This is a genomic window from Sorangium sp. So ce145 (assembly GCF_051525985.1).
GTDB lineage: Bacteria > Myxococcota_A > Polyangia > Polyangiales > Polyangiaceae > Sorangium > Sorangium cellulosum_B.
This window is the reverse complement of sequence record NZ_CP150315.1, coordinates 9,853,446-9,866,425: the sequence shown is the minus strand read 5'-3', so window position 1 is coordinate 9,866,425 and position 12,980 is coordinate 9,853,446. Positions and strand designations below refer to the sequence as shown.

Below are 12,980 nucleotides of genomic sequence, written 5' to 3'. Positions count from 1 at the left end.
CAGAGCTCTCGCCATGGTCACGTCATGGGGGACGACGCGGGGCGGCGGGCGAGGTCGTTGATCGAGCGCAAGCAAGCGTTCGCCGCGCGGCAGGCGGCGCGCGGCAAGGGCGCCTTCGACGGGCTCGCGCCGATGGGCAGCGGGCCGCCGAACCGGCACGGGATGCCGAGGCTGCCGGTCGGGCAGCGCGAGGTGAAGAGCTGGCCGGTGCTCGATCTCGGCGATACGCCGGACATCCCGACCGAGCGCTGGCAGCTCGAGATCGACGGGCTCTGCGAGGCGCCGCGGACCTACTCCTGGGAAGAGTTCATGGCGCTGCCGCAGACGCTGGACGTGTCCGACTTCCACTGCGTGACCACCTGGAGCCGCCTGGACAACCACTGGATCGGCGTCCGGTTCGCCGCCCTTGCGGAGCGCGCGCGCCCGCTCGCGGACGCGCGCTTCGTGCTGATCGAGGCGAGCGACATCGCGCCCGGCACGCAGACCCCCTACACGACGAACCTGCCGCTCGAGGAGGCCATGCTGCCCGACGTGCTGCTCGTCCACACCTGGGAGGGCAAGCCGCTGCCGCGCGAGCACGGGGGCCCGGTGCGGATGATCACGCCGCAGCTCTACTCCTGGAAGGGCGCGAAGTGGATCCGGCGGATCACGTTCAGCGCGGCGGATCAGCCGGGGTTCTGGGAGGTCCGCGGCTACTCGAACACGGCGTACCCGTGGTTCGACGATCGGTACGGCCGCCGCTAGGGCGGGGCGCCGCGCGACGAGGAGGGCGAGCCACCATGCCCGGCGAGGAGAGCGTGAAGCGCACGGAGGCCTACGCGAGGGAGCACCTGGCCAACGAGCGGACGCACCTCGCCTACGTGCGCACGGCGATCGCGCTGCTCGGCTTCGGCATCACGCTCAACCGGGTCAGCCTCTACTTCCTGGAGGCGGGGCCGCCAACCGCGCCGGGAGGGCCGCGGTCGTTGCTGCGCGAGGTCGTGGGCCTCGGCGCGGGGATGGTCGTGCTCGGGATGGGGCTCATCGCGTGGGCGGCGGTGCGTTACCTGCGCGTCGCTCGCGCCATCGATCGTGGGGAGTACCGACCTGACCGGACGGCGATCCTGATCTTCACGGCGGCGCTCTTCCTGGCCGGCGCGGCGAGCATCGCCTGGCTGTTCGCCTCGTGAGCCGGAGGCGAAGCGTCCCGGTGCGACGCGGCGCGACCCGGTGAGCAGGGGCGCACGGCAGCGGACGTCCCCTCCTCGCGGCCCGGCGGAGAACACGGTGCCTGTCCGCGGCTTTCCGTTGACGAGCACCGTTTTTCCTCTCTTCGACGGCGCGCCTGCCCTGCTGGAAGGCCGCCTCCCCAGCGGCGCATTCTGGCGAAAACTTGCGTGACGGCGGCGGGCCCGACGCGGCATAGTGCGCGCCTCGGATGACAGGCAAACGACACCCCGGCGGATTGGGGCCGCCAGGGTGCCGGCGCCTCAGCCTCGTGCCGGAGGACTGGAGCATGGGTAGGCCCATCGCGCCTTGGTTGGTTGGTTCCATTCTTCTCATCGGCCCAGCGACGTTCTTTGCATGTGGTGACGTGCCCTATATGGGCGGAGACTGCGCGGTCACGGATGACTGCGAGTCGGACCACCAGTACGTGCCGGGCACGGTCTGCGTCGATGAGCGCTGCGTGTGCGGCGACCCGAGCAAGGTCATCTGCTGCGCGCGCGGCGAGGAGGGCTCGCGCGGCGAGCAGGACTCGGAGTGTTTCAAGGAGTGCCTCACCTGCGACGAGTGCGCGGAGGGCACCGAGGAGGGCACCGAGAAGTGCTCCGGGGTGCCCGTGCCGCCCGGCGGCTGTGAGAGCGGCGCGGAGTGCCCCGGGGGGCCGCCCGGCGGCTGCGAGAGCGACGCGGAGTGCCCTGGCCCGCCGGACCCGCGGTGCGGCGCGGGGCGGTGCGTGGACGGCGCGTGCGCGGTGGAGATCCACAAGGGCCCGCTCGAGTCGCAGCTCCGCGGCGACTGCAAGATCGAGGAGTGTACGGCCGACGGCCGCGTGGTCAGCGCGGCGGCCCAGGACGTCTACGATGACGGCAACCAGTGCACCCTCGACTTCTGCGCGGTCGATGAGCCGCAGCACCTCCTCTTGAACGAAGTCACGTGCCCTGCTTCGGGCGAGGGGCGGTGCCATGAGGGCGCCTGCGTGCAGTGTGTCGCCACCGACGCGTCGCTGCGCTGTCCCGGCGGGCTCGCGTGTGATGGCGTCTGGTGCGTGCCGGAGCACTGCGTGAACGACGTGCAGGACGGCGATCGCGGAGAGACCGGCTTCAACTGCGGTGGCCCCTGCCGGCCCTGCCAGGCGGGGGACCGCTGCCGCGCGGCCACGGACTGCATGAGCGGCGTGTGCACGAACGAGAGCTGCATGATCCCGACCTGCAGCGACGGGGTGAAGAATGGCCGCGAGTCCGGCGTGGACTGCGGCAAGCAGTATTGCCCGCGCTGCGAGCCGGGCGGGGGCTGCAAGACCGGCGCGGACTGCAAGAGCGGGGTGTGCTGGGGTGGCGCCTGCGAGGCCCCTACCTGCACGGACGGCGTGAAGAACGGCGACGAGGAGGGCATCGACTGCGGCGGCGAGGGGTGCGGCGGGCCGTGTCCGGCGTGATGAGCGTGTCGTCGGCGGCCACCTCGGAGACGGCGACGCCGGGGCTCCCCGGATCACTCCCTGAACCGTGAGCGTTTACCCGCGGGAATCCCGGTTGACGTCCAATTTCACCGTCAGTAGGACGGCTCGCGTCGTCACGTCGCTCGTCCGCCGGGGGAAAGGGGAGGTACCATGGGCACAAGAGGCTGGCAGAAGATCCCATGGGCGGTCGCGGTCGTCCTCCCGCTCCTCGCCGCACCGGCGCGAGCAGGAGCGGCCGAAATCAGCGCCGGTGGGAGCTTCGGGTGGATTCAGATCGGCGACGATTCTCGCCCCGCGGTGGGTCCACAAGCGGGGATATCGTGGCCCTTCGAGCGAGACTTCTTGTTCACGGTCCACGACCTGTTCACCATCCTTTTGGCGAGCCAGGGCGGCGGGCTCGGTGTCTACAATCAGACGTCACTCGACGTCGGAGTTACGTGGGAGGACGGCAACTTCAGTCTGGGGCCATCGGTCGCGTTCTACGACATGCCGTCGTGCGGCGCCGCCTTGTGCGGGCGCGTCGCTGGCGTGGCGATAGGCGGGCATGCGCAGGTCAACTCGTACTTCGCAGGGCCGCTGGGCTGGTCGACGAGCGCCCATGTGCAGTGGCTCGGCGGGGATAGTCCTGTGCTTCCGGGCCACGCGGCCTTCGTCGTCGTCGCTGGTCCCGTGCTTCGATGGACCATCGAATGAACACGAGGAGACCTCTGTCGTTGATGGCGGACGTCATTCATCCTCCGTCGCGCCGCTCGCCAGCACCGTCTCTCCACCATTCTTGCCAAGCTCGATGAGCCGGCAGGGCGTCGCCTTGCGGATCCGCTCCGCCAGCGGGCGGGAGTGCGTCGTGATCCACAGCTGGCTCCGGGATGCCGCGTGCACAAGGAGATCCCCGAGCGGCCCGAGCAGATCCGGATGCAGGCTCGTCTCCGGTTCGTTCAGCGCCATCAGCAGCGGAGGCCTCGGGCTCAGCAGCGCCGCCAGGAGGCAGAGATAGCGCGCCGTGCCGTCCGAGAACTCGCGGGCGTCGAGCGGCCGCGACATCCCTGGCAACCCGAGCTCGACGCGGAACCGCCCCTGCGTCGAGGAGACCTCGAGCGACGCGCCAGGGAACGCGCTGGAGACGGCATCCTTCAAGGCGCCCCTGTCGCCGATGTCGAGGATCGTCGCCAGCGCCGCGGCCAGATCGTGGCCATCGGTGCTGAGCACAGGCGTCCGCACCCCGACCTGCTCGACCCGCAACGGCGCGCCGGAGTCGGTGCGGAAGTGGTGATAGAACCGGAAGTTCATCAGCTGTTGCCGCACCACCGAGAGCAACGGAAAGCGGTGCGGCTCCACCACTTGCGCCAGCACCGACTCCGAGCCCCAGAGCGAGAAGGGAAAGGTCACGCGGTGGCCGTCCGCGTCGCGCGCGAAGGCCGAGCCCGCGGCCCGCTCCAGCATCGGCAGGCGGCGGCGCTTGTCGAGCAGCCAGAGGTTCTCTTCCTTGATGTCCGGGTCCAGCTGGAACGGCCCTCCCGGCGGAGGCGTCAGCCCGCACTGAAGCTCGTAGACGAGCTGAGCCAGCCGCACGCGCAGCGTCATCCGCACCGGGCCTTTGCTGCGCTGGCCGGCCCAGAGCACCGAGGGCATCCCCCCCTCCTCGGACAGCGTGCGCGCAAAGGTCCCGCTCGCCGCGGAGCCGAGCAGCACCATGGTGCGATAGAGGTTGGTCTTGCCGACGCCGTTCGGTCCGACGATGACGTTGACCTGCGCGAGGGGGAGGGTCAGCTCGCGGATCGAGCGGTATCCCGCGACGTGGAGCTCCTGGACCGTCATCCGGCCCAGGATAGCGTATCGCGGTGACCGGCCTTGCTACCGCAGGCGGTGCTCGCGGAGCACGTCGGCCGGCACCGCCTCGCGCGCGAGCTCGCAGAGCCGCGCGTGGTGCGTGAAGAACAGCACCTGCGTCGTCCCCGCGAGCTCGCCGAGCACCGCGAGGGCAGCCCGGGCGCGGTCGTCGTCGAAGTGGATCAGGATGTCGTCCAGGATGAGCGGCATCGGCTCGCCCGTCCGCGCGTGGTGCTCGAGGCTCGCGAGGCGCAGCGCGAGGTAGAGCTGGTCGCGCGTGCCGTCGCTCAGGCCCGTCACGTCCACCTCGCGCTGCACCGGCGCCCTCGCGGGCTCCGCCGCTGCGTCCGCGGGCGCCTTCGCGGGCTCCGCCGCTGTGTCCGCGGGCGCCTTCGCGGGCTCCGCCGCTGCGTCCGCGGGCGCCTTCGCGGGCTCCGCCGCGCCGGACGCCGCCGCGCGGACGCAGCGGAGGATCGCCTGCTCGCTCTCGTCGTAGCCCACCCGGAGGCCGGCGAAGGCGCCCAGCGTCAGGCGGTGGAAGAGCGCGCTCGCGCGCGCCAGGATCGGGCCCTGGTTGCGCTCGCGGTAGCGCTCGATCTCGCGATCGAGCAGCACCGCGGCGAGGCGCGCCCGCACGTAGCGGCGCACCTCGCCGCGCAGGTGCGAGAGGCAGATCTGCGCCTCCGCGGCGGCCTCCGCGGCGCCCACCGTCGCCCGGAGGTGCTCGCGCTCCTGCTCCAGGCTCCCGAGCGCCCTGTCGATCCGGCGCCGCTCGTCCTCGAGCGCCGCGAGGCGCTCCTCCGCCCGGTCGAGCTCGAGCGCGAGCGCGTCCCGCTCCACCCCGGCGGTCTCCTGCTCGAGCGCGGCGATGCCCGCGCCCTCGCCCGCCTCGAGGAGCTTGCCCTCGTTCTCGACGAGCTCGCGATCGAGCCGGCGCGCCTCGCGCGAGCGCTCCTCCGCCAGGGAGAGCGCGGCGACGTCGTCGGCGTCGTCACCGCCGCGCGGGACGCCCGCCGCCTCGAAGAGCTTGGCGAGGCGCGCCTCGGCGGCCGCGCGGCGCGCGTCCTGCTGATCCAGCTCGCGGCGCTTGTCGGCCAGGCTCCGCGCGATCTCGCCGCGCTCGCGGAGGTCGGCGCGCGCCTTGTGGTGGCGCTTGATCAGCTGATCGGCGGCCTGATCCGCCGGCAGCGGGGCGAGATCCGGCGCGTGCCGGGACGCGAGCTCCGCGACGTCGGCCGCGAACGCCCGGGCGTCGCGCTCCATGCCGCGCACCCGGCGGCGCTCGTGGGCGGCGCTGTCCGCCTTGCGGAACAGCGCGCCGAGCTCGTCGAGGATCGCCGTGGCCTCGTCCGCGGAGGCGTCGCCGGGCAGGCCGAGCGGCCGCACGCCGTCGGCCCACTCGGCCCGCCACGCCTCGAGCGCGCGCGCGTGCTGCGCCTGCTCGCGCTCGAGGTCCTCGATCTCGCGCTCGAGCTCCTTGCGCTCCCGCAGGAGCTCCTTGCGCTCCCGGGCCGCGCCCTCGATGGCCGCGAGCTCCTGCTCCGCGGCCTCGACGAGCGCCGGGAGGCGCGCCGGCGCGTCCTCCGGCGCTCCGGCCGCGTCGCCGCGCGGGCCCGCGCCGGCCGCGTCGCCGCGCGAGGCGTCCGGCGCGGCGCGGGCGCCCTGGAGCGCCGCGTGGAGCTCGGCGGCGTGCGCCTGCATCCGGGCCCGCAGCGCCTCGGCCTCGGCCTCCGCGGCGCGCAGCCGGTCGACCGTGGCGGTCAAGGCCGCGTAGCGGCCGAGCCAGCCGCGCATCTCCTCGGGGGAGCGCGGGGCGACGCCCGCGGGCCGCCACAGCTCGAGCCACGCGGCCTCGGCCTCCTCGGCCCGACGCGCCAGCGCGGCGCGCTCCGCGGCGAGCTGCGCCTGGTCCGCCTGGGCCCGCGCCTCGTCCGCGAGCAGCCGCGCCAGGCGGGCGACCCGGTCCGCCTCGCGGCGCAGCCGATCGGCGAGGGCGTCGGCGGCGCGGACCAGGTCGGCGTACTCGTCGGGCTTCCCCCGGGCGGCCGGCGGCTCGTCGCGCGCGGCGAGCGATGGCCTGCGCCGCGCCCCGGGCGAGGCGGGCGCGTCCGCGCCGATGTCGAAGAGCGACGCGGTGTGGATCGACGCGGCCGCCGCGCGGGCGCCCGCCTTCGCCTGGAGGGCGCGCACCAGCGCCTTGAAGGCGGCGTCCCGGCGCTCGCGCGCCTCCGCGAGGTCGGCCTCCGTGGGGACGGCGCCGGCGCGCTGGAGTGCGTCGATCTCGCGGGCGCTCTCGCGGAGGCGCGCCTCGATCTCGGCGGCGCGCTCGCCGAGCCGCTCGCGCTCCCGGGCGAGCGCGCTCCACTGCGCGGCCGCCTGGTCGACCGTCTCGGGGAGCGGGACGGGCAGGGCGCTCGCCTCGGCCGCGGAGAGCGGCCGGCCTTCGGGCGCGCCGCCCGTGTCGAGGCGCGCCCGCCGCGCGTCGTCGACGTCGAGGCGCGTCCGCTTCGCGGTCGCGCCGAGGCCGAGCCGATCGCGCTGCGCGTCGGCCTCGCGGGCGAGCTGCGCCGCCGCGGCGGCGGCCTCGCGGAGGCGGTGCTCGAGGTCGCCCTGCTTCTGCGCGCGAGAGAGCGCGCCGCGGAGCGGGGCGGGGTCCTCGCCCTGCGGCAGCTCGGCCAGCCTGCGCGCGCAGGCGTCGCGCCGCGCGCGGTGCGCCGAGAGCAGCCGCTCCACCTCGCGCGGCTTGGCCTCGGCGGCGCCGCGCTCGCGGGCGAGCTTCTTGATGCGCGCCTCGGTCGCGACGTCGACGCGCATCGCCTCCAGCCGCTCGGGGTCGTCGCCGCCGGCGAGCGAGGCGTCCCGCCCGAGCCTGCGGAGGATCGCGCGCGCGTCCTCCTCGACGCCGTGGAGCTCCGCCCGGACGCGCGGCAGGTCGACGGCGGCCTTGCGGTGGCTGCCGAGCCGGGTCACGAGGCCGTCGATCGCGCCCGCGTCGAGGTCCGCGAGCGACGCGGGGACCTCCAGCGCGGCGTGGCGGGCCTCGAGCTCCGCGATGTCGGCGCGGAGCCGCGAGGCCTGGGCGCTCGCGTCGGCGGCGCGATCCTGGGCGTCTTCGCGGTCGCGCTGCGCGCTCTCGGGCAGCAGGACGACGTGGCCGAGGGCGGCGCGCCGGCCGAGGATCGCGCGCCGCGCCTCCAGCAGCGGGAGCACCCGGAGCGCGCGCCGGAGCCGCTTGTCGGTCGACCGGAGCGCGCGCAGCTCCGCGTCGACGCGCTCCTGCTCGGCCCGCTGCTCGTCGATCTCCTGCCGCTTGCGCGTCCAGTCCGCGGGCGGGTGAGCGGCGCTCCTGGCCCCGTTGCGGGCCGCCTCGAAGGCCTTGATCGCCTCGTTGAGGGGGCGGGTCCTCGCCTGGGGCGTGAAGATCTCGTCCGCCTCCTGGCGCAGCGTGGCGAGCAGCTGCTGCAGCCCCGGGCCGCCGAGCCCCGCGCCGAACAGGCTCTGACCGACGTCGCCCTTGCCCTGGAGCAGGGCCTCGGCGCCCTGGCGCAGCGTCTCGTGGGTGAGCCCGAAGGAGGTCCGGAAGAGCTCCTCCGTCACGCCGCCGAGCACCGGCGCGAGCGCGGCGTCGTCGAGGGGGTTGTCGTCCGGATCGCGGAGCGTCTTCACGCGCCCCTTGCGGCGGACGAGCGCGAGCGCGGCGTCGCCCCTGCCCGCGAGCCGGCCGCCGACGCGGAGATCGGTGTTGTGGTGCAGGTGGGCGTCGGGCGTGATGTGCGGGATGCCGTAGAGCAGGCCGCGGATCGCCCGGAGCGCGGTGCTCTTCCCGGCCTCGTTGGGGCCGTAGACGACGTGGAGGCCCGGCGACGGCGAGGAGAAGTCGAGCCGGAGATCCGTGAAGGGGCCGAACGCGAGGAGATGGAGCTCTAGGATCTTCACGAGATCGCTTGCCGGGCGCAGGGGGCGGTGCCCTCCCCTGAACGGATAGCAAGTGCGGAACCTCGGCGCGTTGTCAAGGCGCACCGCGCGGCGCCGGGGCGCGTCGCGCGGCGCCCGTCTGTCCGGTGAGGGAGCGGCAGGTCGTGTCGTGCTGGAAGCGACAGGCGGGCGGGCGGACGGCACCGAGCGTCCGCTCGGCGGCGCTGCGCCGCCGGATCAGCGGGGATGTGTCGCCGGCGTGTGGAGGAAGGCGCTCCACGAGCCGCGCCGCGGCGCCTTGCCGAGCAGCACCTCGGCGAGCGCCTCGCTGATCGGGAGCCCGGGGTTCCGCTCCAGCCAGAAGAACTCGCCGGACGGGTTGACCTCGAGGAAGACGTGCCGGCCGTCCGGCGTGCGGAGGATGTCGATCGCGCCGTAGTTGAGGCCGAGCTGATCCATCAGCCGGAGCACGCCCGTCTCGACGTCGGGCGGGAGCGTGTCCTTGCGCCAGGCGTCGATGAGCTCGAGCCCCTGCCTGCGCCAGTCGACCTCGGCGCCGGGCGCCGCTTGCGAGTCGACCGAGGCCGTGAAGACGCGCTCGCCCACGACCGTGACCCGCAGCTCGCGCGCCTTCGGGATGTTCTCCTGGAAGGTCATCGGGCAGAGCGAGAGCCCCCGCATGTCCGCGAGGTCCTTGGCCTCGAGGGCGTTCGTGAAGACCACCTGCTCCTCGCCGTCGCGGTAGACGGCGAACGACGAGAGCATCTTGGCGATCACCCCGCCCGGGCAGGTCGCGGCGAAGGCCCGCGCCGCGTCTTCGTCGTTGGTCGTGAGCGTGCGCGGCGTGTCGAGGCCGACCTCGCGCGCGATGTCGAGCTGCACCTGCTTGTTCGACGCGAAGCGCACCGCCGGCAACGGGTCGACCTGCGGGACGCGGAACGCCGCGAGCATGCCCTCCGCGGTCTGCTTCGCCTCGTGGACCGACGCGCTCCGGAGCTGCGGATCCATCGACGAGGGCAGCCTGGCGCCGTAGGCGACCCGGCGATACCAGACGGCGGTCACGTCGCCGAGGTCGAGCGCGCCGTCCCGGGTGGTCAACGTGGAGCGGCCCGCCCCGGCCCCCGACGAGAGCGAGAGCCGCACCCCCGCAGGGAAAGCGTCGGTGTCGAAGCGGAAGGCCCGGCCGCCCAGCCTGGCGATCGCGGCGGCGACGCGGTCGATGCACTCGTTGTCTTCGCTGTGCGTGATGATGAGGACTGTCACCGGTTCTCCGTCGGAGCGAGCAGCGCCTCCGCCAGCGCGTCGGCGATCGGCAGGCCGAGATCCCGCTCCAGCATGCCCCACTCGCCGGCGGGGTTCACTTCGAGAAAGACGTGCTCCCCGTCCGGCGTCCGGATGAGGTCGACCGCCCCGAAGACCAGCCCGAGGGCGCGGAGGAGCGCGCCGAGCCGCGCTTCGACGTCGCGCGGGAGGGCGTCCGGCTCCCACCCGATGCCGACCTCGCTGACGTCCGGGTGGCGCCAGTCGACGGCGATGGACTCGTAGCGGGTCGCGTCGAGCGCGCCCGGGAAGCACCGGCCGTCGACGCAGGCGACGCGGAGCTCGCGCGCCTTGGGGATGCGCTCCTGGAAGACCATGGGGCTCTGGCGCAGCCCGGAGAGGGCGTCGAGGTCGGCCTCCGCGACGGCGTGCGTGAAGACGAAGGGCGCGCCGCCAGCGAGGCTCGTCGAGAAGGGCGTGAGCATCTTGGCGACCACGTTCCCCCCGAGGCGCGCGAAGAGGCCTCGGACCTCGGCCGGGTCGTTCGTCACCACCGTCTCGGGGACGCGAAGGCCGACCGACGCGGCCGCCGCGAGCTGCCGCAGCTTGTCCTGGGCGCGCTCCTCGGCCGCGGGCTCGTTGATCCAGCGCCGCGCGGGGAGCCCGCGCAGCCAGCCGGTCAGCGCCGCCATCGACTCGCGCACGCACGCGCCGCGGTACTCCTCGGGGATGCCCTCGCCGAGGCTCGGCGCCCAGAGGCGCCGGAGCCAGACCGCGGAGATCTCGTCTCCGCCGATCTCGGCCCCGGCGTCCTCCAGGCGGCGGCGCACGCCGCCCGGCCCGAGCGCCGTCGAGAGCTTGATGTCGCGAGGGAACCGGTCGACGTCCAGGCGGACGGGGCGAGCGCCGCGCCTTCGCAGCGCCTCCGCCACGCGCCCGATCCCGAAGTCGTCCTGGGAGTGCGAGACCAGGAGGACGCTCGCGCTCGCCGTCGTCACGTCAGGATGCCTCTCTCGCACGGGCGCGGGCGGTCCATGCGGTGCTCAGGTCTCGTCGCCGTCCGACGGGTACTTCAGCGTGGTGAAGATGGGGTCCTTCCCGCCGCCCCCGCCGTCCTCCTGGTCCGACGGGTACTTCAGCGTCTGGAAGGGCGGCCTGCCGGCCTTGACGCCGGTACGGACGCGCTTCTGATCCTCCAGGAAGCGAGCGAAGAACGGCACCGCCTCGGCGTCGTCCTTCTGCTCCTGCTGCTCGAGTTCACGGTTGTCGATATCGGCCATGGGATACCTCCAGATGGTTGCCTTGCCGCGGCAACGAAGCTGCCGAGGATAAGAGGGCTACTTTGACGAGCAGCCGAACGGGTTGGCAAGCCCTCATGGACGTCTCGCGGCGAGATTGTCGAGGCATGATTCCGTTGTTGTGGCCATATTTTACAACTGGCACAACTGGCACAAAAGGCACGAAAAGCGCAAAAGGAACGGCAGTCGCCGCGGTCGCGGGACGCCTGGTATTGAATTGTGTTGAGCTTGGCCACGTGAGCTCACTCATGGTCGTGTGAGCTACGTAAGATTACGCAAGAACGAGCGAGGTCACGTGGTGTCGCGCGGGATTGCACGCCGTCTCGACACGGCGATCCTGTTGGCCATCGCGCGGCGCCCTCGGCTCAATTCAGAATTTCACGTCGTCGTCGCCGTCGGAGGGGTACTTCATGGTGACGTTCTCGTCCCGGTCCGAGGGGTACTTGAGGGTCTGGTAGATGCCGCCGGCTTTGACGCCGGTCCGGATGCGCTTCTGATCTTCCAGGTAGCGAGCGAAGAAGGGCACCGTCTCCGCCTGCTCCGTTTGCTCGTTCTGCTCGTTCTGCTCGCGATCACGATCGATATCAGCCATGGGAGACCTCCAGATGGAATGACTGCCTTGCGGCGGAGCCGCAGGGGAGAGCATTCATTCAATTGGCCCGCGCTGCACGTGAAGTTTTGCCAGGCTCATCGCCTTTACCCGGGCGATGGGTGCGACTTCCTGCGCATCCTTCGCTCGTGTACCTTGGCGCGACCCCTCATGCCCGCCGGGTTCTCACGCTCGATCCACGCGATCGCGACCGACGGCCATCGCGGCTCGATCGTCGGCGCCGCGCTCGGCGCGCTCCTGCTCGGAGGCTGGCTCGCGTGGTTCTTCCTCGCGCGCGTCGGGCAGTACGAGGCGAGCGTGAGCGCGCGCCTCGAGGTGGGGCAGGCGGCCCACCGCGTCGAGACGCCCCTCGGCGGGAGGGTCGCCGCGGTCCGCCTCGACCTCCTCGGGGCCGAGGTCGCCGCGGGCGACGTCCTCGTCGAGCTCGACGTGGAGCCGCTCCGCCGCGACATGGACGACAAGCAGGCCCGGCTCTCGGCCATCGCGGGGCAGATGGGGCCCCTCCGGGCCGAGATCGCGGCGCGCTCGCGGGCGCTGCGCGACGGGGCCGAGGCGGCGCGCGCGCGCATCGACGAGGCGAAGGCGCGGCTCAAGGAGGCGGAGGCGGGCGCGCGCTTCCAGGAGCTCGAGGCGGCGCGGGCCGTGCGCCTGCGGCAGGACGGGCTCGTTTCCGAGGCCGAGGCGGCGCGGCTCGCGGCCGAGGCGCTGTCGCGGCGCTCGGCGACCGAGGCGCTCGACCGCGCCGCCGCGCGGGCCGACGTCGAGCGACGCACCGGGCAGAGCGAGCAGCAGGCCGAGCTCGCGCGGCTCGACCGCGAGGCGGCCTCGCTCGAGGGGGAGCGGCTCGTGCTGGAGGCGACGATCGCGGGGCTGCTCGCCGAGATCGAGCGGCGCAAGATCCGCTCGCCCATCGCCGGGCGCGTCGGTGAAATCACGGTGCTGCGGGCCGGCTCCTTCGTGCGCGAAGGGGACGTCGTGGCCGCCGTCGTCCCGCCCGGCGAGCTCAGGGTGATCGCGGAGTTCCCGCCCTCCTCCGTCGGGCGGATCCGCGCGGGGCAGGCGGGGCGCCTGCGCCTCGACGCGTTCCCCTGGACCGAATACGGCACGCTGGCCACCACCGTCGAGCGCGTCGCCAGCGAGGCGCAGGAGGGCCGCATCCGCGTGGAGCTCGGCGTGCGCCCCGATCCCGCGTCGCCGATCCCTATGCAGCACGGGCTCCCCGGCAACGTCGTCATCGAGATGGAGCGCGTCTCGCCGGCGTCGCTCGTGCTGCGGGCAGCAGGGCAGATCGTGAGGGTCCGCGGCGGAGCGGACGGGTGAGCCAGGGGACGGCGGGCGCCGATCGACGATCTTCGCCACGATCCGCGCCGGAGCGAGCAGCGAGCGCCGATCCCCGCCGCCGGCCGCCGAG

General features: G+C 73.5%; 11 protein-coding genes. 5 read left to right on the top strand and 6 right to left on the bottom strand.

Going from position 1 to position 12,980, the window contains the following annotated elements; genetic code table 11:
- Window positions 1–24 precede the first annotated feature (24 nt).
- The 4 genes from WMF34_RS36490 to WMF34_RS36475 all read left to right on the top strand — a co-directional run bounded on the left by WMF34_RS36490 (window position 25) and on the right by WMF34_RS36475 (window position 3,352).
- Window positions 25–744, top strand: a complete 720-nt coding sequence (locus tag WMF34_RS36490) for a molybdopterin-dependent oxidoreductase (RefSeq protein WP_012239790.1) — start codon at window positions 25–27, stop codon at window positions 742–744.
- Between the two features lie 35 nt (window positions 745–779).
- Window positions 780–1,169 carry a YidH family protein gene (locus tag WMF34_RS36485; protein WP_012239789.1) on the top strand — a complete coding sequence of 130 codons (390 nt, stop codon included), beginning with the start codon at window positions 780–782 and terminating at the stop codon, window positions 1,167–1,169.
- 413 nt (window positions 1,170–1,582) lie between these two features.
- Complete coding sequence (locus WMF34_RS36480) at window positions 1,583–2,638, top strand: hypothetical protein (RefSeq protein WP_437990723.1); 1,056 nt, start codon at window positions 1,583–1,585, stop codon at window positions 2,636–2,638.
- 171 nt (window positions 2,639–2,809) lie between these two features.
- Window positions 2,810–3,352 carry a hypothetical protein gene (locus WMF34_RS36475; RefSeq protein WP_437990722.1) on the top strand — a complete coding sequence of 181 codons (543 nt, stop codon included), beginning with the start codon at window positions 2,810–2,812 and terminating at the stop codon, window positions 3,350–3,352.
- Between the two features lie 33 nt (window positions 3,353–3,385).
- Here WMF34_RS36475 and WMF34_RS36470 read toward each other — a convergent pair whose 3' ends face one another.
- From WMF34_RS36470 to WMF34_RS36445, 6 genes are all read right to left on the bottom strand, one after another.
- On the bottom strand, window positions 3,386–4,474 hold the full coding sequence (locus WMF34_RS36470; protein ID WP_437990721.1) for an AAA family ATPase: 1,089 nt from the start codon (window positions 4,472–4,474) through the stop codon (window positions 3,386–3,388).
- A gap of 36 nt (window positions 4,475–4,510) precedes the next feature.
- Entirely contained in the window at window positions 4,511–8,422 is a 3,912-nt protein-coding gene (locus tag WMF34_RS36465) for an AAA family ATPase (protein ID WP_437990720.1), read from the bottom strand.
- Window positions 8,423–8,638: 216 nt separating this feature from the next.
- Window positions 8,639–9,664, bottom strand: coding sequence for an MvdD family ATP-grasp ribosomal peptide maturase (locus tag WMF34_RS36460; protein ID WP_437990719.1), 1,026 nt, complete (start codon window positions 9,662–9,664; stop codon window positions 8,639–8,641).
- Window positions 9,661–10,659 (bottom strand): MvdC family ATP-grasp ribosomal peptide maturase, encoded by a 999-nt coding sequence (locus WMF34_RS36455; RefSeq protein WP_437990718.1) that lies wholly within the window; start codon window positions 10,657–10,659, stop codon window positions 9,661–9,663. Before WMF34_RS36455 ends, WMF34_RS36460 begins: the two co-directional genes overlap by 4 nt.
- A gap of 45 nt (window positions 10,660–10,704) precedes the next feature.
- Window positions 10,705–10,941 carry a microviridin/marinostatin family tricyclic proteinase inhibitor gene (locus tag WMF34_RS36450; protein ID WP_437990717.1) on the bottom strand — a complete coding sequence of 79 codons (237 nt, stop codon included), beginning with the start codon at window positions 10,939–10,941 and terminating at the stop codon, window positions 10,705–10,707.
- 388 nt (window positions 10,942–11,329) lie between these two features.
- A complete protein-coding gene (locus tag WMF34_RS36445; RefSeq protein ID WP_044966683.1) occupies window positions 11,330–11,551 on the bottom strand; it encodes a microviridin/marinostatin family tricyclic proteinase inhibitor in 222 nt (73 codons plus the stop codon).
- A gap of 168 nt (window positions 11,552–11,719) precedes the next feature.
- Between WMF34_RS36445 and WMF34_RS36440 the strand changes: the two genes are divergently transcribed.
- The gene (locus WMF34_RS36440; protein WP_044966681.1) at window positions 11,720–12,889 is read left to right on the top strand and encodes an HlyD family secretion protein; all 1,170 of its coding nucleotides are present in this window, start codon (window positions 11,720–11,722) and stop codon (window positions 12,887–12,889) included.
- Window positions 12,890–12,980: the final 91 nt, after the last annotated feature.